The sequence below is a fragment of the Gluconacetobacter takamatsuzukensis genome, assembly GCF_014174275.1.
GTDB classification, from domain to species: domain Bacteria; phylum Pseudomonadota; class Alphaproteobacteria; order Acetobacterales; family Acetobacteraceae; genus Gluconacetobacter; species Gluconacetobacter takamatsuzukensis.
This window is the reverse complement of sequence record NZ_JABEQK010000019.1, coordinates 1-21519: the sequence shown is the minus strand read 5'-3', so window position 1 is coordinate 21519 and position 21519 is coordinate 1. Positions and strand designations below refer to the sequence as shown.

The 21519-nt window shown below is 60.9% G+C and carries 21 protein-coding genes and 2 pseudogenes; 5 read left to right on the top strand and 18 right to left on the bottom strand.

What is annotated here, in order from left to right:
- Positions 1–2 precede the first annotated feature (2 nt).
- The 12 genes from ku to gntR form a co-directional block, all read right to left on the bottom strand.
- On the bottom strand, positions 3–848 hold the full coding sequence (gene ku / locus HLH27_RS16440) for a non-homologous end joining protein Ku (protein WP_182951130.1): 846 nt from the start codon (positions 846–848) through the stop codon (positions 3–5).
- Between the two features lie 30 nt (positions 849–878).
- Positions 879–1286: a hypothetical protein gene (locus HLH27_RS16435; protein ID WP_182951126.1), complete on the bottom strand. Its 408-nt coding sequence runs from the start codon at positions 1284–1286 to the stop codon at positions 879–881.
- Between the two features lie 28 nt (positions 1287–1314).
- A complete protein-coding gene (locus HLH27_RS16430) occupies positions 1315–1857 on the bottom strand; it encodes a DUF1269 domain-containing protein (protein ID WP_182951125.1) in 543 nt (180 codons plus the stop codon).
- A gap of 161 nt (positions 1858–2018) precedes the next feature.
- Positions 2019–2558, bottom strand: coding sequence for a hypothetical protein (locus HLH27_RS16425; RefSeq protein ID WP_246375969.1), 540 nt, complete (start codon positions 2556–2558; stop codon positions 2019–2021).
- Between the two features lie 14 nt (positions 2559–2572).
- Entirely contained in the window at positions 2573–3661 is a 1089-nt protein-coding gene (locus HLH27_RS16420) for a DUF3500 domain-containing protein (protein ID WP_408870865.1), read from the bottom strand.
- Positions 3662–3909: 248 nt separating this feature from the next.
- Positions 3910–5328: a carbohydrate porin gene (locus HLH27_RS16415; RefSeq protein ID WP_246375968.1), complete on the bottom strand. Its 1419-nt coding sequence runs from the start codon at positions 5326–5328 to the stop codon at positions 3910–3912.
- Positions 5329–5509: 181 nt separating this feature from the next.
- Positions 5510–6436: an NAD(P)-dependent oxidoreductase gene (locus tag HLH27_RS16410; RefSeq protein WP_182951122.1), complete on the bottom strand. Its 927-nt coding sequence runs from the start codon at positions 6434–6436 to the stop codon at positions 5510–5512.
- Between the two features lie 30 nt (positions 6437–6466).
- Complete coding sequence (locus tag HLH27_RS16405; protein ID WP_246375973.1) at positions 6467–7288, bottom strand: 2-keto-4-pentenoate hydratase; 822 nt, start codon at positions 7286–7288, stop codon at positions 6467–6469.
- A gap of 24 nt (positions 7289–7312) precedes the next feature.
- On the bottom strand, positions 7313–8749 hold the full coding sequence (locus HLH27_RS16400) for an MFS transporter (protein WP_182951121.1): 1437 nt from the start codon (positions 8747–8749) through the stop codon (positions 7313–7315).
- Positions 8746–9747, bottom strand: a complete 1002-nt coding sequence (locus tag HLH27_RS16395; RefSeq protein WP_182951120.1) for a Gfo/Idh/MocA family protein — start codon at positions 9745–9747, stop codon at positions 8746–8748. Before HLH27_RS16395 ends, HLH27_RS16400 begins: the two co-directional genes overlap by 4 nt.
- A gap of 288 nt (positions 9748–10035) precedes the next feature.
- Positions 10036–11070 (bottom strand): LacI family DNA-binding transcriptional regulator, encoded by a 1035-nt coding sequence (locus HLH27_RS16390; protein ID WP_182951119.1) that lies wholly within the window; start codon positions 11068–11070, stop codon positions 10036–10038.
- A gap of 149 nt (positions 11071–11219) precedes the next feature.
- On the bottom strand, positions 11220–12242 hold the full coding sequence (gene gntR / locus HLH27_RS16385; RefSeq protein WP_182951118.1) for an HTH-type transcriptional regulator GntR: 1023 nt from the start codon (positions 12240–12242) through the stop codon (positions 11220–11222).
- A 145-nt stretch (positions 12243–12387) separates the two neighbouring features.
- On the opposite strand from gntR, the gene HLH27_RS16380 reads away from it, so the two are divergent.
- Positions 12388–12615, top strand: coding sequence for a hypothetical protein (locus HLH27_RS16380; protein WP_182951117.1), 228 nt, complete (start codon positions 12388–12390; stop codon positions 12613–12615).
- The gene (locus HLH27_RS16375) at positions 12612–13124 is read left to right on the top strand and encodes a gluconokinase (protein ID WP_182951116.1); all 513 of its coding nucleotides are present in this window, start codon (positions 12612–12614) and stop codon (positions 13122–13124) included. Before HLH27_RS16380 ends, HLH27_RS16375 begins: the two co-directional genes overlap by 4 nt.
- A 225-nt stretch (positions 13125–13349) precedes the next feature.
- Here HLH27_RS16375 and HLH27_RS16370 read toward each other — a convergent pair whose 3' ends face one another.
- The gene (locus HLH27_RS16370; protein WP_338029938.1) at positions 13350–14318 is read right to left on the bottom strand and encodes an NAD-dependent epimerase/dehydratase family protein; all 969 of its coding nucleotides are present in this window, start codon (positions 14316–14318) and stop codon (positions 13350–13352) included.
- 93 nt (positions 14319–14411) lie between these two features.
- On the opposite strand from HLH27_RS16370, the gene HLH27_RS16365 reads away from it, so the two are divergent.
- Both HLH27_RS16365 and HLH27_RS16360 read left to right on the top strand, forming a co-directional pair.
- Positions 14412–14978: a TetR/AcrR family transcriptional regulator gene (locus HLH27_RS16365; protein WP_182951114.1), complete on the top strand. Its 567-nt coding sequence runs from the start codon at positions 14412–14414 to the stop codon at positions 14976–14978.
- A 23-nt stretch (positions 14979–15001) separates the two neighbouring features.
- Positions 15002–15868 (top strand): glycerophosphodiester phosphodiesterase family protein, encoded by an 867-nt coding sequence (locus tag HLH27_RS16360; protein WP_182951113.1) that lies wholly within the window; start codon positions 15002–15004, stop codon positions 15866–15868.
- Between the two features lie 565 nt (positions 15869–16433).
- On the opposite strand, the pseudogene HLH27_RS16355 reads toward HLH27_RS16360, so the two are convergent.
- The 4 genes and pseudogenes from HLH27_RS16355 to HLH27_RS16340 all read right to left on the bottom strand — a co-directional run.
- A pseudogene (locus HLH27_RS16355) lies at positions 16434–16831 on the bottom strand (IS5 family transposase); the annotation flags it as partial.
- Between the two features lie 108 nt (positions 16832–16939).
- Positions 16940–17866: a Bpu10I family restriction endonuclease gene (locus HLH27_RS16350; RefSeq protein ID WP_182951111.1), complete on the bottom strand. Its 927-nt coding sequence runs from the start codon at positions 17864–17866 to the stop codon at positions 16940–16942.
- Positions 17859–19094 (bottom strand): DNA methyltransferase, encoded by a 1236-nt coding sequence (locus HLH27_RS16345; RefSeq protein ID WP_182951110.1) that lies wholly within the window; start codon positions 19092–19094, stop codon positions 17859–17861. Before HLH27_RS16345 ends, HLH27_RS16350 begins: the two co-directional genes overlap by 8 nt.
- A gap of 573 nt (positions 19095–19667) precedes the next feature.
- Positions 19668–20057, bottom strand: a complete 390-nt coding sequence (locus HLH27_RS16340; protein ID WP_182951109.1) for a plasmid mobilization protein — start codon at positions 20055–20057, stop codon at positions 19668–19670.
- Between the two features lie 269 nt (positions 20058–20326).
- Here HLH27_RS16340 and HLH27_RS16335 point away from each other — a divergent pair, with 269 nt between their 5' ends.
- Positions 20327–20683, top strand: coding sequence for a hypothetical protein (locus HLH27_RS16335; RefSeq protein ID WP_182951108.1), 357 nt, complete (start codon positions 20327–20329; stop codon positions 20681–20683).
- A 304-nt stretch (positions 20684–20987) separates the two neighbouring features.
- Here the strand turns inward: HLH27_RS16335 and HLH27_RS16330 are convergent.
- Positions 20988–21407 (bottom strand): annotated as a pseudogene (locus tag HLH27_RS16330) (replication initiator protein A); the annotation flags it as partial.
- Positions 21408–21519 lie beyond the last annotated feature (112 nt).

The window sequence follows — 21519 nt, the reverse complement described above, 5'->3', positions numbered from 1 at the left end:
GGTCAGCTCGCCCTGCGACTTTCACCGGTGGGTCGCGCGCGCGACCGGGGCTTTTTCCGCCCGGGTGGCCGCGATGATGCCCCGGCACTCTGGCGCAGGGCGTCCATCAGGTTGACGACCTTGCTTTCGGCCGGATGGGGCGGCGGGACGGGCGCCTTTCCCTTCAATTTGGCCTCGACCAGGGCGGCGAGGGCTGCCTCGTACCAGTCCTCGAAGGCCGAGGGGTCGAAATGGCCCCTCTTGGTCTCGATGATATGGGCCGCCAGATCCAGCATTTCCTGCGGCAGCGGGTGGTCGGGAATATCCCTGAACGCGTCCTGGGAGGCGCGTACCTCGTCATCGAAATTCAGGGTCGTGGCGATCAGGGTGCCTTCGTGCGCCCGGATCAGCAGGGTCCGCACGCGGCGGAACAGGACGGTCCGGGCCAGGGCCACGACCTTGCGTTGCGCGAGGCCTTCGCGGATCAGCGCGAAGGCCTCTTCCGCCGCCGGTTCGGCGGGGCCCAGATAATAGGGCCGGTCGAGATAGACATCGTCCACCTCCCCGCAGCGGATGAAGGCGGAAACTGCCAGGTTCTTGTCGCTGTCGGGCACCGCCGCCGCGATCTCTTCGGGATCGAGCAGCACGGTGTCGCCGTTTTTCGTCTCGTAGCCCTTGACCTGGTCGTCGCGCGCAACCTCGTCGCCGGTCTCGCTGTCGACATAATGGCGATGCACGCGGTTGCCCGTCGCGCGGTTGACCAGGTGCAGGGCAATCCGCTCGGACGTCGATACCGCCGCGAAGAGCGCAACCGGGCAGGCCAGCTTCCCGATCGTGAGCGTGCCCTTCCAGCTTGCCCGCGCGGCCATGGCGACATCCTTGTTCCGGGACGGAGGCGACTATGGCTTGCGGCACATTTCCCTGGCCACCGCCGCGATGGCCCCGGCGGCGGCCAGCCCGATGGCCACGCCGGCCAGCTTGCGGCCGATGCCGCCCGATTTGACGACCTGATTGCTCCGTTCCAGCCTGGCGGCGGTCTCGCCGAGAAGCACGGAGACCTTCTGCGCGCGTTCCTGCGAATCCCCGACCTTTTCCAGGATCTTCGCGTTCAGGTCGTTGGCCTGGTTCACGGCGGTATCGCCCAGGTCCTGGAGGCGCTTGGCGGTTTTTCGCAGCGCCTTCGCGCCGCTCCGCAATCCCCAGGACTTGAATTCGGTCCGCAGCGCCTGGTCCGTATCCAGAAGGTCGGCGCCCAGTGTCTCGAGGTCGGAGCGAAGCCGCTGAACCTGATCGTAGATGGTTGCCACACTATCTCTCCCGTTATCCGCGCGAAGGTCAGACCGTGCCGGCGCTTCCCTGGGGGCCTGCCTGGGTGAATGCCAGGCGCAGCTTCTGTTCGGCCTCGGGTGAAAGCGAGGTCTGGACGATATGGGGATGGCCCGTCAGCGCCCGCAGATGCGCGACGACTTTTTCCGGCTCCACCTTCCGCACCAGGACGAAGAGTTCCGACGTGCCGGGCGCCAGGCTCTCGCCGACATGCCGGATGAAGTCGTCATTGATGCCGAAATCCGTCAGGGCACCCCCGACGGTGCCGGCCGTTCCCCCCGCCACCGCGCCGATGGCGAAACCGGCCAGGGGGTTGAGGAAAACCAGCCCCACCAATGTTCCAAGCAGCATTCCACTCCAGAATCCGTCCAGTGCCCCGAGGGCCACCGTATGCACGGACTGATCGAGATGCAGCCTGCCGTCGCCGGTGCGACGGACGACGACCGCATCCTCCACATCAACGAGATATTCGTTTTCAAGTTTCCATATCTCTTCGCGGGCAAGCGTCGCGCCGTCGAGCGTATCGAAACCGAGTACCACAAGGTCGGACATGATGGCCTCCTGTGTCATGGGAGCCGCCCCGGTGGCTGACCTCCCGCACCGGGAGCAAACGCCCAATCGCCCCGATCCGCAATTGTCCTGCGCGCAATACAGCGTCATCGTGCGCGACCGGGTCGGTGGGCGCCTTGAGGAAAAGACCCGACAAGATCGGGTTATCGCGCGGATTTCCCGTCACCGACGACGAAATCCAGCCGGTAGGATGACTGGTCCGCCGAGCGGTGCTGCTGCGTGACGTGGATGGACGAATCCCGGGGCAGCAGGCAGTTCGCCAGCCAGACCGTATCGGGGCCGGAGGCACCGTTGCTGTAGGCGAGACGATAGGCCCCGTTTTCGAGGCGGGTCCGCACGTCGAACGCAAGATCGATGGTTCCGGCGCCGCCCCTCATCGCCGCCACGGTCGGGAACGCGCCCGCGTCGGGGTGAAGGGCAATGGATGTGCCGTTCAGCGACAGCGACAGGGTCCGCGCGACCTGCTCCGCATAATTTTGCTGTTCCTGCGCCGACAGCACACCGTCGCCGTTCCGGTCGATCTGCCCGATCACCCGCGCCGCCACGTCCACCCCGGGGGTCAGCCGCAGCCGCAGGGTGATGCCGTCGCGCGCGAGGTCGATCGTCGTCGCCTGGAGATATTCATCCAGCCGATGCGCCTGCGCCGGGGCCCCGATGGCCGCCAGCAGGGCCATGAGGGCCATCCATCCTCCGTGCCTCATCGGAGGGTGAACCGGCTGCCGTAGCTGTTCGTCGGGTCGCGATAGACCGTATGAACGTGCATCGTCGCGTCGCCGCCCACGCCCTGCGGCGAGAATTCGATCAGCAGGCGCGGTCCCTGGATGCGGTAATAGGAGGAGCCGTTCCGGCCTTGCGGGTGCGTGACCGGTCCGCTCCAGGCAAACCAGGTCTCGTCCAGGTCGTCGCGGATTTCCTTCAGGCGGGGCGCGGCGTAGGCATCGTCGATGATCCCGGCCCACTCGCCGATCACATCCATCAGCAGGTCCTTCTGCGCCGGGGTCAGCGCGGCGCCCCGGATCCCTTCGGGGACGAGCGTCTCGCCGTCATGCCCCGGGCCGGATACCAGGTCGTCCACCGCATAGGGCAGGATGGCCTGCCGGCGCTGCGTCGCGTCCAGTGCGTTTAGCAGGGCGAAGGCCTTGTCGTTTTCGCCCGCCAGCACCCGCACCGTCTTGCCATCCGCCTGGTACACCGCCGGCTGCGCCCCGGTCAGGGTCGGCGTCATCGCCCCATGCGCGCCGTCGATCACCAGATTGAGCCCGAGATGGTGGCCGCCGAACTGCACCATCCACGGTGCCGTGGCCGATGGCGTGCCGAACAGGGCGATCGTATAGACCGCGCGGCCGGAGGCGAACGGTGTGCCGCTATCGGCCAGCGCCTGGTCCGAGCCCATGATGTCGAGGACCTTCCGGTAGCCCTTCGCGCTCAGCAGAACCTCCAGCAGGTGCATGCACGCCGCACGCTGCGCCCCGGTCAGTTGCCCCATCCGCACACCCGGGCGCGGCACGTCGCTGACGGGAAAGTTCGACCATACCGCCGCCCCGTACCGCTCGCCGATGAAGCCGCCCGGCGGCCCCATGCCCGGTCCGCGTGCCGCCGGAGCCGCTGCCTGCGCGTCGGTTACCGGTACCGAGGGCCCGTCGGGCGTGCTGCGGCGGAACCGTGCCAACATGCCGTGCTTTTCCGCCACGAAGGGAAACTGCACTGCCGCCCTGCCCCGTGCATCGAACGTCGCGAGAAACGCCGTTGCGGCCGCGACGGCCCGCTGTGTCTGGCTGGCCGACATGGCCTCTTCCGACGCGGCCGAGACCGGGGCCGCGCGTGCCGGAGCATTCGTTCTGGCGACGGAAGCGGCCAGCAGAAAAAAACCGGCCATGAGAAAACGCTTGTGCATCGGACCTCCGATTCCTCCCCGGCACGTGCCCCCCGAACCGTGCCGGGGCGGGGGCGCGCGATCAAGGGGCATGGCGGAGGGCACCGATCGGGGCCGCGAGGACCTGGGGCTGCCGGCGTCGGCCGGGGTGTCGCGCCGCCCTACAGGGCCGCATGGATCTTCAGTCCCAGCGCGTCGATCTGGGACTTGTTGCGCTGGAGGTTCGGACGCCAGATATGCTGGTAGTCAGGCTGTATCGACAGCCCCCGGAAAGCGTGAATGACGTAGGTGACTTCCAGTGTCTGGACATAGCTCTGTGGATAGGTCGCCTTGCCGGGCAAGGTGCGACTTCCATTGTCATAGGCCAGCCATTGCGAAGATTGCAGATCGGGACTCACCGTCGTACGCGACCACTCGATACCGAACATGTCCTTCGGTCGCGCGCTAAACATGCCGCGATCCACGACACCGGCATAGAACTGATACAGATAAGGTCCGTTCCCCGGCTCGTTGCGTACCATGCCGCCCAGCAGATACAGGCCGTCCATGGCCCCCTTGCCGTTGCGCATCAGCATCTGGTCGCCTTCCAGCCAGAACTGCGTCTTGCCGGACGTCCAGCGATAAGGCTGCCCGGTCGCGAGCGCCGGCCTTTCCTGCGCATCGTAATAGACATCGCGATATTGCGATGAATCGTACCCGAAGCCGGCCTTGTAGTGCCCCAGCAGCCGGTTCGGCCCGAAGGACGGCACCAGGCCGATTTCCACCGGCACATACACCCCGGTGTAAAGATCCGTGCCGACATTGAATCCCGTCCGGTCATACTGGTTGGTATTCAGATAAGGGTTGACGCCATACAGCCCGAACTGCCCGTAAACGCCATGCAGCGGCCAGTAGCGAACGCGCATGCCCCATGTCGAGCCGGGATAGGTGCCAAACCCGGCCGCCCCACGGGTCAGCGATTTCGGAATGCCGCAGTTCGACTTGTTCATGAATGTGCAGAACAGAAAGGAATTTGCAAAATCGATATTGACCGGCATCTTGCCGACCGCGATCTGCACGCGCTTTCTGAACAGATCCTGCGTCGCATACGCGTAGACCATATGGACGCCCACATTCCCGCCGCCGCCATAGATTTCCTGGAATCCGTTGAGCGATACATCCCCGAAATCCGATGCCAGATTGCGGCCGGCCCGGTTGACGAAGACGGCATGCATGATCAGTCCTTTCCAGCCGATCAGCTTTTCCCAGTCCAGATCGAGTTCCGCACCGATCTGGTGGGCATAGGCTGCATCGCCGGGACGCCCGCCATTCAATGCAATCGCACTTTCGCTGGTATAATCGATGACAATGCCGATTCCGTAGGAATTCAGCTTCTTGACCACCCTTTCCCAGGGCAGAAGCATATTCTCGACATCCGGCGTAAACGGCGTATTCGCATAGGCACCAGGCGCATCCAGCGCAAAAACCGGCGCCGTATAGGAAACCGGGCCGCGATATTGCGCCCGCGCCGTTCCGTAAAAAGCCGTCAGGACAAAACAGGCCAGCACGCCATAAAGGGCGATCGTCTTTTTCTTGTTCATGATGACATGCCTCGAAACAACGCCTGATTGCAGGACGTTGTGGATCGATCCAATGCCAGTAATCGCTTATCGAATACCGGATCCCGTCCGCAGGTCATCTCTTGCGGGATGCCTGCTTGTTTTATTCTTGCTTCTTCGGGCCCGCGGCCGGCTGCGTGAGGCAGCCGGCCGGATCGTGTCTCTACCGCACAGGCGTCAGCAATGGCCGGCCGGCAAAATGCGCGGCCAGATTGTCAACGACCAGACGCCCCATGCGCAGACGGGTTTCGACCGTGGCGCTCGCCCGATGCGGTTGCAGCACGGTATTCTCCATGGACCACAGGGCCGGCGGCACGTTCGGTTCATGCTCGAACACATCCAGCGCCGCCTTGCCCAGAACGCCGTCCCGCAACGCCGCGACCAGGGCCTCTTCATCCACCACGCTGCCACGGGCGACATTGACCAGCAGGCCATGCGGCCCGAGAGCCTCCATGACCGCGCGATCGACGATATGACGCGACTGCGGGCCGCCGGAGGCCGCGATCACCAGAATATCGCTCTGCCGGGCCAGTTCCACCAGCGATTCAACATACGCGGCGCCCTCGATCTCGAGATCCTTCAGGTCGTGATAGGCGATGGACATGTCGAAGCCCCGCGCGCGGCGCGCGACGGCCCGTCCCACCTGCCCCATGCCGAGAATCCCCAGACGCCGTCCGGAGGCCGTATGGGCCAGCGGCAGCGTGCCCTTTCCCCACTGCCCGTCCCGGACGAAGCGATCGCCCGCCAGCAGGTCGCGCATCGCCGTCAGAATGAAGGCAAGGGCCAGGTCGGCGACGTCGTCCGTCAACACGCCCGGCGTCGTCGTCACGGCGATGGAGCGGCGCGCCGCTTCCTTCAGGTCTACCGCATCGGTGCCGATGCCGTTGATGGCAATGATCTCCAGTGCCGGCAGGCTGTCCATTACCGCGCGGGGGACACCCGTCCCGCCACCGGTCGCGATGCCCCGGATCGTCCTGGCATAATGCGTCGGATCGGCCGCGCCGTCATAGGGATGCACGATATAGGCGGAGCGGAGCGCGTCCTCGATTTCCGCCATCATGGGTTCGATCAAAAGTATTTCCGGCTTCACGCTTCAACTCCTGAAAATGATGACAGACGGTCAGGGCATCGTGACGCTGACGGGCGCCAGCGACCCGAATTCGACACGCACCACCGTACCGGCCGGCACGAATTCGGTCCCCGTCATCGACCCCGTGGTCACGACATCCCCTGTCTTCAACGGCATGCCGCGCGCGGCGGCATGATTGGCCAGCCAGACCAGCAGCCGGATTGGATCTCCGGCCGAATTGCCGCCCCGATGCGCCATCCGGACCGCGCCATCCACGACCAGGCGCACCGGCTCGGTCACCGGATGCAGCGACGCCCAGTCCGTGATGCCCTCGCCAATGACCAACGCGCCGTGATTGCCCTGATCGGCCAGATGAATCAGCCGCGCATACTGAAACGGGCGGGGAAAGCGCGTATCGAAGATTTCGATCGCGGGATGCGCCGAGGCGATGGCATCGCGCACCGCGGCCTCGTCCCAGCCGCCCTCCCTGAAGGGCAGGTCCCTGCCGATCCGATAGACGATCTCTGCCTCGGCACCGAAGACGCGGCACAGCCCGGGCGGCAATTGCGTATCGCCGTAAAAAAGCGTCGCGCGATGCAGCGGCGCGCAGAACGGCGTGGCGTCCGGACTGGGGGCTCCGACTTTCCACCCCACCACCGGCCCTGCGCTTTCCCGCAGGCATCTGGCCACCGCATCCTGCACGGCATAGGCCGCGGCGTCATCCGGCAGCGACAGGCCCGCCGGCAGGGTATCGACCGTTCCGCCCTGCGCGCGTCGGGCCTCCAGCAGCGCGTCGCTCAGGACGGCGATCATGTCCGCATCGACCTGCCCGGTCGCATCCGGCGGGACGCGACTGCATTCAAGACTGTCCATCACCGCATGATCTCCCATACATGTTCAGAAGGCATCCCGATCGTCGAGCAGATCGCGGTCGCGCGTCTCGGGGATGAAATAGGTCGCGATGATCGCGAGGACGCCCAGAAACACCACATAGATCGCCAGAGGCAGCCATGCGATCTTGCCGGCATCCGTTCCACCGACATGAAAATGGACGAACATCGCGATCAGGAACTGCCCCACCATGGGCGACACGCCGCCCGCGATGACCGAGGAAAACTCACGCGTGAACGACACAGCGGTATAGCGATGCCGCGCCCCGAACATTTCCGGCAGGAACGCGCCCTGGGTCCCGAACATGCCCCAAGTCGCAATACCCAACCCCAGCGACAGCGCCGCCAGGCACAGCCACGGATTGCCGCGACTGAAGACGAACCAGATCGGCAGGGCGGAAACGACTTGCAGGATGGCGAAGGCGCGATAGACGCGCACCCGCCCGAACCGGTCGCTCAGAAGCCCCGCCACCGGAATGGTCCCCGCCCCGACGCAGGCGGCGCCGATCAGTGCCATCGTGCCCCAGCGGCCGCTCATCCCGACGGTATGAACCAGATAGCTGATGGCCAGAACCTGATAGATCGATGAACTGCCGTTCTCGGCCATCCGCAGTCCCAGCCCGCACAGGATCGGCTTCCAGGCCGATTGCAGGGTCTCGCGGATCGGCGTCGTCTCCACATGCCGCTCTTCGCGCAGGCGCGCGAAGGCGGGCGATTCCTTCAGCCGCATCCGCATGTAGATCGCCGTGACCAGCAGGATGGCGCTGCCCAGGAACGGCAGGCGCCACAGCCAGGTGGCCGCGATGTTCGGCACGCCGACCAGCATGGTGAAATAGACCAGCCCGGCACCGACCGTCCCGACCTGGATCCCCAGGAACGGCAGGGCCGCATAGAAGCCACGCCGGCCACGGGGAGCGGACTCGGTCATCATGATGGCGACCCCGGCCTGCTCCGCCCCGGCGCCGAACCCCTGGAGCAGCCGCATCAGGACCAGCAGGATCGGCGCCCAGACCCCGATCGACTGATAGGTCGGAATCAGGCCGATCGCGGTGCTCGACAGTCCCATCAGCGTGATCGTCGCCAGCAGCACCGTCTTGCGCCCGACCCGGTCGCCGAGGGCCCCGAAGAAGATGCCCCCCAGGGGCCGTACGGCAAACCCGAGGAAATAGGTGGCGAAACTGGCCACCAGCCCCATGAACGGCACCGTGCTGGGAAAGAACAGCGGGCCGAAAACCAGGGCCGACGCCAGGCTGTACAACGCGAAATCGTAATACTCCATCGCGCTGCCGATCGAGCAGGTCCAGGTGGCCCGCCGCAGTTCCGCCGGGCTCATGCTTTCCTGATCCGACGCGCGGTCCAGCGCATGATCGTTGCCGCGACCGGCCTGCGGGCCGGACGCCACGGCATAGGCGGACCGCCCATGCGTTGCCACGACCGCGCTCATGTTGCACCGACCCGGATCTGGCGCCCGGTCCTGGCCGCTTCCTTCAGCGCCAGCACGATCGCCAGCGACGCCACGCCATCCTCGCCGGTCGCGGCTGGCCGCCCCTCGCCCGCGACGGCCTGCGTGAAGCGTCGCAGGGCGAAATGGTAAAGATTGTGATGCACCAGCGGAATATCCCGCTCGCCGTCTCCGTCGCGCAATGCCAGCGTGCCAGCCGGCCGCTGGCTCATGCAGTCACGCCCGACCAGCACGCCCTTTTCCCCAAAGAACGAGATCCCGCCCGGCGCGAAAGGCACGCTGTAGGCACCATGGATCTGTACCAGGACGTCATCGGGAAAGCGCAGGACGGCCATGATGCCGTCCTCGACCCCTGCGGCACCCCGCCTGCCGCTCTGGGCCATGGCGAACACGTCCGTCGGATCTGCGTCCAGATGAAAGCGCAACGTGTCGACGTCATGGATCGTACTGTCCAGAAAGACGCCGCCACCCGCGTCGTTCAGCCGCCAGCCGCCCATCATGGCCAGGAAATTGGCATGAAAGACCCGCACGGCATTCAGCCGCCCGATCGCCCCAGCCTTCAGATGTTCATGCAGCGCGATATGCAGTGCGGAACACCGCAGATGGTGATTGGTGGCCATGACGACGCCGGCCGCCCGGCAGGCATCGACCATCTCCTGCGCGTCGTGGACACTCAGCGCCAGCGGCTTCTCGCACAGCACATGCTTGCCGGCACGCGCCGCCGCCAGAACCTGGTCATGGTGCAGCGCATTCTCGGTGCTGACATAGACCGCGTCCACCATCGGGTCGCGCAGGATATCGTCCAGATCCGTCGTGCTGGCAGGAATGTCGCACGCCTGCGCGAATGCCGCGCCACGGGCCGCATCGCGGCTCAGGACCGTCCGGATATGATTGCCGCGCTGGGCACGGATCGCGTCGACGATCCACTCCCGTGCGACATTGCTGGCGCCGATCAGGCCCCAGCCGAGTGAATTTTTCATGCGTCCCCCTCGTGACGGCATCAGGAATCATCCTGCGCGCCTGTTCTTGTTCTTGGCTAAGAGGTTGCTACGACGGATATAGATCGATCCAAATCGGGCAAAGATGCAAAATCATTTTTTTGGCTGCCTCTTCGTGCCAGGCCGGATATCCGGCGCCAGCCCGGCATCAGGCGCCGCAAGGCACTGTTTCCCGGGCATGATTCCGCCTGCCGTCACGCGCACGGCATACAGGCCGCCTGCATTCACGATTGTATCATCTTTGGATAATGCCGCTTCGGACGGTGCCGCTCAGGCCGCGGCGCTCGTCTCTCCGCAGCTTTGCCTGACGATCAGGCTGGGCGGCACGATGATATGCTCCCCATTCGCCAGTCCGGGCTGCGCGATTCGCTTCTGCAACAGTGCCGCCGCTTTCCGCCCGACTTCGTGCGGACGCGTGTCGATCGTCGTCAGTGCCGGAAAGGCCCCTGCCGCCTGCGGCAGATTATCCATGCCGATCACCGCGAAATCCCGGCCGGGCTGGCGCCCGAGGGAGCGGAGCCTGTTCATGACGTTCAGGGCGATGACATCGTTATAACACACGGCGGCATCTGGCGAATTGCGCGTCTTCAGCAGGCGGTCGAACGCCGCGACGTCATAGACATTGTCGGGCCCGCCCGCCACGACCAGGCCGCCCTCCAGGCCATGCAGCCCGGTCGCATGCCGAAAGCCCTCATTGCGCTCCCGCGCGGCCGAATGCAGCGCCATGGCCCCCACGAACACGATCCGCCTGTGCCCCGAGCCCACCAGATGGCGCACCGCTTTTTCGATCCCCGACCGATAATCGGCACCGACATAGTCCCCGCCCAGCAATTCAACATGCCGCAGCGCCTGCACGCATGGCAGGTCCAGCCGCGCCAGTTCGACCGCCAGCGTCTCATCGCTCCCGATCGCCGGACACAGGATGATCCCATCGACATTATGTTCGCGCAGACGCCTGATCTGCCGTATCTGCCGGTCCGGGGAATCGACGCTGTTGGCCACCAGCGTCACGACGGACCCGTCCTCGTTGACCTCGTCCACCCCCGCCATCAGCGCGCTGTAGAACGGGCTGCCGATATTGTTCAACACCAGCCCAATCGTCCCGGTGCGGTTGCGCCGCAGGTTGGCGGCCCCCCTGTTGTAAATATAACCCAGGCTTTGCATTGCCTCGACGACACGCAAACGTGTCTTGTCCGCCACCAGGGGACTCTGCCGCAAGACAAGCGAGGCCGTCGCACGCGAAACCCCTGCCGCCTTCGCGACGTCCAGCAGGCTGACCGGGCGCCTGGTGTTACATTCGGACATTCCTTCCCGCCCCAATCCCGTCATTTCCTGACCTTATTACATTATAATTCCGGAAAACGGCGCATTTTCGATTCCGGCGCGAACGGGCATCGGAGCGGAACGGCCTTGATGGCGGGATCGGCGATTTCCATCACCCGCGCACAGGTCGCCTAGCTGCTTTCCCTTGCGTGTAGCGTGAACCCCAAGTCGAGCCGGGCGGCCTCGGGTGTTCGACCGCACATCAGGTCCAGCAGCATCGCGGCGGATTTCCTGCCGATCTCGTGGCGTGGCGTGGCGACGGTGCTCAGTGCCGGCACGGTCCAGGACGAGGCCGGAAGATCGTTGAACCCCGCGATCGCAAGCCGTTGCGGCACGGCGATGCCAAGCCGCTGACAACGGAACAGCGCGCCGTGCGCCAGGTCGTCATTGCAGAAGAACACGGCTTCGATGTCCGGGCACTCCGTCAGAACGCGGTCCAGCAGCGTCGCACCGAGCGCTATGGAAGACCGATCCGGTACCATCAGTTCGTAGGGGGCATCCAGCCCGGCCTCTTTCAGCGCGCGCCGGAATCCGGCCCCGCGCGCCAGGGTCCGCGGGTCCAGTTGCGCCGCCACGAAACCGATCCGCCCATAACCGCGCCCCACGAAATGCCGCGCGATGGCGGCGCCGCCTTCGTCCTGCGAGAAGCCTACCGAATAGCTGCCCACCTGATGGTTCAGCTCCATCATATGGACGACAGGCAGGGCGGGTGCCTTCAGCAGGTTCAGCGTTCCGGGCAGATGGTCGATGCCGGTCAGCAGCACCCCATCCGGCCGAAAGGCCAGCAATCCATGCAGTTGCCGCTGCTCTTCCGCCGGACAGTAGTTCGTGGTCGCCATGATGATCTGATAACGCGCCTGCGACAGCACCGCGTCGATGCCCGCCAGCATGTCCACAAACACCATGTTGGTGATGGACGGGACCAGTACCGCGACATTCATGGACCGTGCGGAGGCGAGCGCGCTGGCCGCCCGGTCCGGCACATAGCCCAGCGCCGCCGCGGCATTCTCGATCCGTGCCCGCAGGTCGGGACTGAGCCGGGCGGAGCCCCGAAAAGCGCGGGAAACGCTGATTGTGCTGGCGCCGGCTGCCGCGGCGACCTCTTCGATCGTCACGCGCCCCCTGACGGACGTGCGTGGTTTCCTGGCAGCCATCGATCGGGTGTCTCCTCAATTTCCACTTTACAGGCAAAATATGTTAGCGCTAACAATTAGGCCAAAATCAACAATCAAGGTACGAACCGCAGCTTCATAAGCAACAATCAAGAGAAGCTCCATAATCAACGTATCGGGGGGAAGTATGGCCAGCCTTTCCACGCAAGTCCCACGGCGCCGCTGGATTATTGGCGGGTTGCTCGGCAGGGGTGTGCTTGTCAATTCTATCGATCGCATCACTCTGTCGGTCGCGGCGCCGCAGATTCGGGCGGCGTTTCACCTCATGGCCACCGATATCGGGCTTCTTTTCAGCGGTTTCGGCCGCATCTTCATGGCCCTGGGGGGGATCGAGCCGATCCCGTCGCCCCAATGAGCGCCGTGCGCTTCATCGTGGTCATGGGGGTCTCCGGCTGTGGAAAATCCACGGTCGCGGCTTTCCTGGCCGGACGGCTGGACTGGGAATTCATCGAGGGCGATGCCTTGCACCCAGCCGCCAATGTCGAGAAGATGCGCCAGGGCATCCCGCTGGACGATACGGACCGCGAGCCCTGGCTACACGAAATCGCCCGCACGATCCGGGATTGGCGGGGCGCGGACAAGGCCGGCATCATCGCCTGCTCTGCCCTGCGCCGGTGCTACCGCGAGACCATCGCCGGCGGGGCGGACGATGTCCACTTCGTCTATCTGCGCGGCAGTTCCCCGTCGATCGCGCAGCGTCTCGCTGCCAGGCAGGGCCACTACATGCCGGCGAGCCTGCTGGAGAGCCAGTTCGCCACGCTTGAAGAGCCCGGCCCCGACGAACCCGCCATCACGATCGATACGGGGGCACCGGCGGACGAACTGGTGACCGAAGTGCTGGGCATATTGCATCTGGCGGCCTGACCGGCGTGTGGCCGCGCGACATGCTGGGCATCAGGATCGAATCCCGGGGCGGCGCGATACTGTCCTACGATGCGCCGCACCATCCGCCGGTCCTGGTGCTGAATGCGTTCGACCGCGCCAGTGCCTACATGGAACCGTCCGGGCGCTCAATTTCGCGGGGGACGATCTGTCGGCGATCCTGGAGCGCCTGGACGCCAAAGGTGTCGCGGAGCATCCATTCGGCCGTCATCCTTCGCCGTGGCTGTCGCGCATGCGCGCGATGCCGGTGGCGCGGTCGATGATCGGCACGTAGCCGAGGTCCCGGCGTGCCCTGGAGATGTCGAGGGCAAAATCCTGGCCGATCATCCGCAGGGTCTGGCGCGTCAGGGGTGGCTTGGCGCGAAGGCGGAACAAGCGCCAGGCGACCTCCATGACGGCCGCCATGCGCCAGACGACGCCGAAAGGGGCGCTGCGTTCGATCGGTGGAACGCCGCGTGTGCCGAGAAGGCCGTTCAGCACGGTCTTGAGCGTTGCCTCCTCGCCGTCCGTTACGTGGTATGCCTCGCCGCCCCGGCCTTTTTCCGCCGCCAGGAGCAGGCATTCCACGACATTGTCGGTGTGGCAGGTGGATATGATCTGGCGCCCGCCATCGGGCAGCGCGAAGTACCGGTTGCCGGCCGCCGCGACCATTTCCCTGAGCGTCGGCATCCCTTCGCCCCAGATCATGGGGGGCCGGATCACGATTGTGCGCAGCGTGGCTGTATTCGCCTGCCGGACCAGCCGTTCGGCTTCCGCCTTCGTCGCGATGTAGGGCGCCCATGACGGGGCCTGGAGCGGCAGGTCTTCGGATATGTTCTTCATCGGCATCGGTCGGCCCATGACGACGCCGGCTGCCCCGACGGCGACGAAGGTCGCGGCGCCCACGGCCTGCGCGGCGGCGAGCATCGTGCGCGTGCCGACGACGTTGGTGTCGTAAAAGACCGCGTAAGGGCCCCAGTCGCCCAGATACCCGGCGACATGGAAGACGGTGTCGCAGCCCCGCATGCCTTCCGTAATGGCCCCGGCGTCCAGCAGATCGCCGCGACAGACGACGGCCCCTGCCCGGCCGACCGCCGCCGCCGCGGCCTCGCTGCGGGCCAGGGCCACGACAGTGACGCCCTGCGCCACCAATCGACGGATCAGCGGCGCGCCGATAAAGCCGGAGCCCCCTGTCACGAATGCCTTTTTCATGATAAACCTATAGCGTCGTTATAGGTGAGAATATAGCGACGATATAGAGAAGGGCAAGACCTGCTTTTGAGAACGACCATGAAGACCGAAGACCAGATCCTGACCGCTGCCGCCGGCCTGCTTGAAGAAGGCGGCGTCGCGGCGCTGACGACGCGCGCCGTCTGCCAGGTGGCGGGGGTTACCGCGCCGACGCTCTATCATCATTTCGGCGACAAGGAGGGCCTGCTGCGCGCCGTCCTGGCCCAGGGTGTCGCCGCGTTCATGGCGCAGAAGCGCGCCAACCGTCAGACGGCGGATGCCCTGGCCGATCTGAAGCGCGGCTGGGACGGCTGGATCGCGTTCGCGCTCGAACGGCCGAACCTGTTTCGCCTGATGATCGAGAGCACCCGATCCGACCCCGGCACGAGCCAGGAGGCTTTCGTGCTGATGCGCGCGACCGTCGAGCGCTTGGGACATGACGGCCGCCTGACGACCGACGTCGACACGGCGGCGCTGGCCGTCTGGGCGGCCGCCAACGGGGTACTGACGCTGTTCATGCAGGGTACGCCCGTCGCCGACATCAGGTCTGCGAACGTCGTGTTGTTCGATGCGCTCATGGCCGGACTGGTGCGGCCGAAAGACGCGGGCGAGACGGGATCGGATTGAGAAACGACAAAGGACTGGCCGACATGATGACCCGCCGCCGACTTGTTGCGAGCGTTACGGCTTGCGGCCTCGCACCTTCCCTCCACGCGGTGCATGCCCGGTCGGCCGGGATTGCGCCGGACCGGTCGGAGGGCCTGCCCGCGCGGCTGTCGCCCCGGCCGTTGATCTGTGCCCATCGGGGGTGGCTCGATCCGGAGCAGGCGGAAAACGACCTTGCGCAGATCGGGCGTACGACGGATGCGGGGCCGTTCATGGTCGAGGTCGATCTGGCGGAAACACGCGACGGTACGATTGTCCTGATGCATGACCAAACGGTGGACCGGACGACGACCGGCCATGGTGCCGTGGCGGAACTCACCCGCCGCGAGATCGACGGCCTGCGGCTGCGGGATCGGCGCGGGGTGACGGATGAGGGTGTTCCGGGCTTCGACGCACTGCTGCGCTGGGCGGCCGGCACGCCCCCGGCCCTGCTGATGCTCGACATCAAGGCCGTCGGCCCCGAACGGGTCGCGCGGCTGGTTCGGGATGCAGGGCTGGAGGATCGCGCGGTTCTGTTGACCTTCAGCGCTGACAATGCCGCGCGGGCGTTTGCCGGGGCCGGCCGGACCCTGGTGAGTTGCCTGGTGAAAGGGGAGCCGGATCTTTCGACCTATGCCGCCATGGCGGGCGGGCGGCGCTTTGCGGCCTATATTCCCCGCACCGCGCCACCGGACCTGTTCGCCGCCGCCCATCGGCGCGGCTGTGTCGTGATCAGCGACGTGCTGACCCGCGATGCGCTGATGGATGCGCTTTCTGCCGCCGAAATCGCTGCCTTCGTCCGGACGCGGCCGGTCGATATCCTGGTCACGAACCATCCGCGCGCTACGCTTGGGGCGGTTCGGAAAGGCTGAGTTTCCGGCGCTCCTCCGACGGTATCTTCCGAAATCAGCATTTCACAATGCGGACTTCGACCGTCAGCCGCGATCTTTGCCGACCGATAGCCTTCGAAGGCTATCGGTCGGCTTAACTTTTCATATCAATTGGTTAGATTGGTTTCCGGGTCGCTGCGGGATACGAGCGGGCAGGCCGAAATCATTCCCACTCGATTATCAATTTCTGAGAAAATATCATATTTATTAAAATGTTAATTGAAATATCAATCTAAATTCCATGAAAAATACCATGTGCCGCTAATCCGCAGTCATTCAGGGTCACGCATGTCTAACGCGTCACTCCGGTGCCGAGCTATGGCTTCAACCACGGTTTCGCCCTCGCGCAGCCCGTATAGCTCGCGGGCGTTGGTGGGGAGATGAACGCAGGCAGATCATTAGATGGCTCTTCGTCATTCAAGAAAGCAAACTGATCTAGGGCCAATCGACATTCAGGATTCCCAAATAGGCTAATCGCTGCTTCATAGGTCTCCGTGTTGATGGGCGGAGCGTGCGATGGGGATCAAGCGATACGAATTGAGCGCAGCGCATCGGCCAGCATATGGATCTTGGTCGTCAGACCACCTCGAGAACGCCCCAGCGCCTGATCTTTGATCCCCCTTTTCCGCTCGCGGCCTGCTGATGAGTGCGAACGATGGTTGAATCGAGCATCAGATACTGATTGTTCCGATCGGCCGTCAGCGTCTCGAAAACCTTTTCCCACACCCCGGCATGACACCATCGGTTGAACCGACGATGTACCATCTTCCATTTGCCATACCGCTCAGGCAGGTCTTTCCAATGCGCGCGGGAGCGCAGAACCCAAAGACAGCCGTTCACGAACATGCGGTTATCCGTCCCGCTGCGGCCCGCATCACCGACCTTGCCGGATAGCAGAGGCGCAATCCTCTGCCATTGCACCTCGTTCAACTCATAACGCTTGATCCCTATCCCATGCTCCGTGCGCCAACATGCTGCTCTATGAATCACTCATTCCAAAAAGGAAATCCTGAATGTCGATCAGGCCTAGAGCATTAGACATGCGCTCTCCCCTCAAAAATATCCACGCTCAAGCACAATGTCCTCAGAATCATGCTCCTCAGCAGGAAAACATTCGTTAAGATGCCAAATCAACCTCTTGAACCCCTCAAGACTGAGAGGGTGTTTATCAAGATAATCGCTATACCACTGACTTTTTTCCTGACGCCCTGCTGCTGTGGAAAACTCTGAACGCTGATTAGAAGCTATGCGCTTAGCACGCCGAAGCACAATTACTTCATCCATCGCTGTTAGTTTTGTGTTGATTGGTGTCATATCCAACCATTCGCAGAGTAAAATATATTTTGACCCTGACGAGACTCTTTTCAGTTCACCAGCGGTAGCAGCCGCCTCCTGGAACATAGTCTTATCGAGATTAGTTTTTATTTCTGTAGCGAAATAAGAAACATGAAAATCTTGTTCAAAAATATCATTTGGATTAGAGGGAGTCGTGATCCGCATTTTATGCCTACGAGTCACAGAAAAATCTTGATCTTTCCGCTTGATATAAACTCCTCCACCAGACAGCGCAAGCAACGGACTTTCGAATGACAACCCAGCAAAACTAGCTTTCGGCCCACACTCAAGGCCATTTTGTCTAGCAAAACCCGGAATAAGCCGAGCATCGAACAATCGAGGCAAAAACTCTTCAAGAATAGTATTGTCTAACTTAAGCTGTCCCTTTTGCCTGTAAAGAAAGTTTTCCCCAGAACAAAAAATAAGGTCGAACTCTACCGTTTTCTTGTATGCATTAAGGAGGGTCACCAGCTCTTCTAGGAGTTCATCGCCCTCGCTTGTAAGAGAGTCCATGCTCTTCACCCAAGAGGCATAAGCCTGAAGTTGCTTCTCTACCATGGGCTTATCACTGTCAGGAAGCTTAGTATTCTGCGCTAACGCATGAAGTTTATCTCCATGTGCCCGAACATAGACAACATCAATCATTGGCTGCATCCCTAATCACTGGTGATGGCAAAATTTTATTTGCTGAACAAATTGCTTCTGAGATTTCTTCTCGCCTCTCTGCAGGGCAATACTTCAAGGCATTTTTCAACGCCTGAGCACCTACAGCACGCCCAATCTCCACAGCTTTATCGAGGCTGAATTGCTGAGGCGTCATTGTAAGCACATCCTCAAATATAGATTCTCCAAAACGATTTGTGAACTTTCGCTCATTCCATTCAATGAGGTCATACCCCATCCCCTGGCAAGCAACAGCACTAATCAACTCTCCGTTCTTAAACGATACAGATCGAACATTAGACTCTCGCCCAAGCACTATCGTTATTTTTGCCTGCTCTTTTAGAACTCGACTTGCCTCTATAAAAAACTGCGCCATATCCATGCAGTACTGCACAACAGTCATGTATCTGTTCTGTCGAAATTTTCGGTTAGCACCAATCTCAGACCTAGCGGCAGAGAGAGGTTCATGACCGAGAGCCTCAATAACAGGGCGATAGTTTTGATGGTAATTGAATACGTTTATATATGGAGGAGAAGTGACTAGATAATCAAAAGTATTCGGCGGAATATCTACTGATCTAGCATCACCAAGCCTCGCAGAAATCAAGCATTTAGGAGCATAAAAGTCAAAAACAACATTCAAATAACGCTCAATCCCTTTTGACAACTTTGTGCCTGAAACTGAATTGCCATTTGAAAATAGAAACAGAAGAGAACCCTCCAATAAAACTCTCTCCTTTTCATTCAACTCCGCATCAAAGAGTACTCTTACTGCTTGCTCAACCAAAATAATCCCTTGATCTCCGGATGAGATTAATTGCAGGTTTCGGCAGAACTTGCGCGCACAATCAACAAGCAACTGCCTACACTCTGGCTCAACCCCTAGCAACTCACTAACTTTGGCAAGGCAGATTGCAGCAGGATTAACATCCATCCCAAGAGAATTAAAGCCGCCCCTGGCTGCTTCGCGAAGAACGGTGCCACTCCCACAAAAAGGATCGAAAATGTAGTCCCCTTCCTTGCAATGCTTTGCAAGTAAGTATTCAATGAGTTGTGGACTGAACTGCCCCCTCCACGGCAAAGCGCTAGTACGCTCCTTTTCAACAATATCGAGAAAATGCTGATCATCGCTCGGCTGCACACAATCAGAAAATGCAGAATAGTTGAGCGCTTTAGCTGCATTAAACTCTTGATCCAGAGTTATTTCCATCTACACTCTACCATCTCAAAGATGTAACCCCGTTCCCATGCCTTAAACTCATATCAATCATCGGGACTGTCTGCCTACCATTCAAACGGCAGGCTGTTTTGCTGTCTTTGAACAGACTGCTGCACATAGTCACGCATGAAGTCACGAATTAGCACGGAAGCAGGGCGATCATTCGCCTTAGCAGCTCTAAGAAAAGCTTGCTTGAGATCAACATCGACTCGGCATGTAAAGTTTGTTTGCTCCAAACCGGGCCCCCTTGCAATAACAAAGCACTTAACATGCACTAACAGGGTGACGATAACAGCTATACACCGGCCTGTCACGATAGCTAAGCTGGCGTCCAGCCTTCTTAAACATGTCGCGCTGTAGGCCGCGGTGCTGATCGTCAGTCGATACGCGAGCGTACCCTATACGTTGATTCATGAACTCAACCAGGACATTGAAAACTTGACGGATATATTAAATCCCAAGCGGTTCTCACGACGAAAATTGCGATGTTTTCATGGCGTTTAGAAAACCATCGTTTTCTGGGCACTCTTGCATTGTTCTCATGACTCCATTCCAAACGAGCCATCAGTTACCAGTTGCTTTCTCCATGGCTACAATAAGGTTGGAAAGCTCGCCTTGCTTAGCCAAAATCGTATCGAGCGCGGCTCTCACTTCGCTCTCTAAAACAGCTTGGCCAGGCGCGTCCACAAGCCACAATTTCAAGAGACCACCCAACCGCCCGAAATCACCCCGCAATCGGGTCAGGGTCGAGAGGGTATCAAGGTCAATCATGCTCGGCGGTTCATAGCCAAGGGCCAGCTTCCGAAGCAGGGCAGAAACAGGAAGCCGTACTTGCCGGGCTGTATCCTGAATGGCTTTCCTCTCGTCCTCTGTGACGCTTACCCAAATAGGTTTCTTTGAGCGCGGACCGATGTGCTTCTCTCGCCTTTTCTTGGTGTCATTTTCTCCTGACATGTTTCCCCTGCTCTCCTGATTTCGCGTTGAGCCGAAGGCGAACAAGCACGTTGCCCCCTATGGGGCAACCTATCTTGCTTTCAGAGATTATGCAATTTTGTGCAATTATATGCAAAAATAACAGGATGATAAGTTATTGCTTATGTTCGCATATAATTGCATTTAATTGCCTATATTAGCTTATTTGCGCTTCATGATAGCCTCAGGCCTATGCGTTTAAACACATCGCCGCAAGAGAGGCATTCTTTTGGAAAGGAAAAGACGTTTCAATGACGCCAAGCAAAAAAGGTATGGCGCGGGTCAGATTTATCGCCCTGAAGGACGTCATCACCAAAGAGTTGGAACAAGGCTACAACAGAACGGATATTTTCCAAAAGCATCATGATGCTCTGCTAATGAGCTACAGCCAGTTCACTCGGCATATCCAGAAGTTCATCGTGCAGCCCTCTGTGGCGCGTTCAACCAATGTTCAGCCGATACCTAACCTCGTCGCAACTCCTCGCTCGACAATTGAAGAACAACCCTCTCCCAAACGTCATTCCTTTACGGCTCGTCCCGTCCACTTTGATCCGGATCCAGATCCCGATAAAATCAGACACTGGCTCAGCCCTGCGCCGAAAGATTGAGCTTTTCTCTGCTCCGGTGACCGTACGAGATGCCTCATGGACGTTCGGGAGGCCAATACCACATCCGCACAGAAACCCTCATCTCATTTTGGAAGCTTCAGGCACTTACTGGTCGACGAGTTATCCACACCCAAGGGGGTTTTAAGAGTTTTATATAGTTTTAAAGTTTTAGTCGCGAAAAACGAATTTTTATTCAATTATATCAAATGGTTATAAGTTTGTTCGGTGTGTGATAGACGGCATCTGGTGTGTAATAGACGGTAAACGGTGTGCGATAGACGGTGATCAGTGTGTAATAGACGGCCTATCCACAGGTCTGATCACTTATCGCCCCACCCAAAACCGTCCTATCGACTACCCCATTGGCACCAGCCAGAAGTTCATCGAAAGCTGCTTTCCGATGAAGCATCATCAGTTGCGGCCCCCTCTGCCCCACCTCTTCTCGCAAGACGTAATCAGGCAGGTCATTGGTTGCGATAATCTTACGGAGGATACGGCTGAACTCTTTTAATGAACTGACGCTACCGCTGCGTTCGTAAATTGTCTGGAAGCTCCATCTTGCCTGCCCCTTACCGGCAGCTTGACGTGCCAATCGGTAGATAAAACGTCCAATACCCGTGGAAATCAGAAAATAGTCAGGATCGACTGTCAGGACGTCCGGCCGCTTACCGTCAGTAACTTCCTTGTAAATCCATTTCGGAACTTCAATCTCGACACAGGCTACTCTGGGCTGCCTGCGATGACTGGTCCGGTTTCATAGTTAGTTGATATGCGCTTCTGATGCCAGCCTGGCCGGGAGGTGAAGCGTAGCGGAACCGAGCGGCCAGGCTGGCATT

Bases quoted from the DNA above. Each gene is read 5' to 3' on its own strand.
- ku (WP_182951130.1), bottom strand. From the start codon at position 848: ATGGCCGCGCGGGCAAGCTGGAAGGGCACGCTCACGATCGGGAAGCTG.
- HLH27_RS16430 (WP_182951125.1), bottom strand. From the start codon at position 1,857: ATGTCCGACCTTGTGGTACTCGGTTTCGATACGCTCGACGGCGCGACG.
- HLH27_RS16425 (WP_246375969.1), bottom strand. From the start codon at position 2,558: ATGGCCCTCATGGCCCTGCTGGCGGCCATCGGGGCCCCGGCGCAGGCG.
- HLH27_RS16420 (WP_408870865.1), bottom strand. From the start codon at position 3,661: ATGTCGGCCAGCCAGACACAGCGGGCCGTCGCGGCCGCAACGGCGTTT.
- HLH27_RS16415 (WP_246375968.1), bottom strand. From the start codon at position 5,328: ATGAACAAGAAAAAGACGATCGCCCTTTATGGCGTGCTGGCCTGTTTT.
- HLH27_RS16405 (WP_246375973.1), bottom strand. From the start codon at position 7,288: ATGGACAGTCTTGAATGCAGTCGCGTCCCGCCGGATGCGACCGGGCAG.
- HLH27_RS16400 (WP_182951121.1), bottom strand. From the start codon at position 8,749: ATGAGCGCGGTCGTGGCAACGCATGGGCGGTCCGCCTATGCCGTGGCG.
- HLH27_RS16395 (WP_182951120.1), bottom strand. From the start codon at position 9,747: ATGAAAAATTCACTCGGCTGGGGCCTGATCGGCGCCAGCAATGTCGCA.
- HLH27_RS16390 (WP_182951119.1), bottom strand. From the start codon at position 11,070: ATGTCCGAATGTAACACCAGGCGCCCGGTCAGCCTGCTGGACGTCGCG.
- gntR (WP_182951118.1), bottom strand. From the start codon at position 12,242: ATGGCTGCCAGGAAACCACGCACGTCCGTCAGGGGGCGCGTGACGATC.
- HLH27_RS16380 (WP_182951117.1), top strand. From the start codon at position 12,388: ATGGCCAGCCTTTCCACGCAAGTCCCACGGCGCCGCTGGATTATTGGC.
- HLH27_RS16375 (WP_182951116.1), top strand. From the start codon at position 12,612: ATGAGCGCCGTGCGCTTCATCGTGGTCATGGGGGTCTCCGGCTGTGGA.
- HLH27_RS16365 (WP_182951114.1), top strand. From the start codon at position 14,412: ATGAAGACCGAAGACCAGATCCTGACCGCTGCCGCCGGCCTGCTTGAA.
- HLH27_RS16360 (WP_182951113.1), top strand. From the start codon at position 15,002: ATGATGACCCGCCGCCGACTTGTTGCGAGCGTTACGGCTTGCGGCCTC.
- HLH27_RS16350 (WP_182951111.1), bottom strand. From the start codon at position 17,866: ATGATTGATGTTGTCTATGTTCGGGCACATGGAGATAAACTTCATGCG.
- HLH27_RS16345 (WP_182951110.1), bottom strand. From the start codon at position 19,094: ATGGAAATAACTCTGGATCAAGAGTTTAATGCAGCTAAAGCGCTCAAC.
- HLH27_RS16340 (WP_182951109.1), bottom strand. From the start codon at position 20,057: ATGTCAGGAGAAAATGACACCAAGAAAAGGCGAGAGAAGCACATCGGT.
- HLH27_RS16335 (WP_182951108.1), top strand. From the start codon at position 20,327: ATGACGCCAAGCAAAAAAGGTATGGCGCGGGTCAGATTTATCGCCCTG.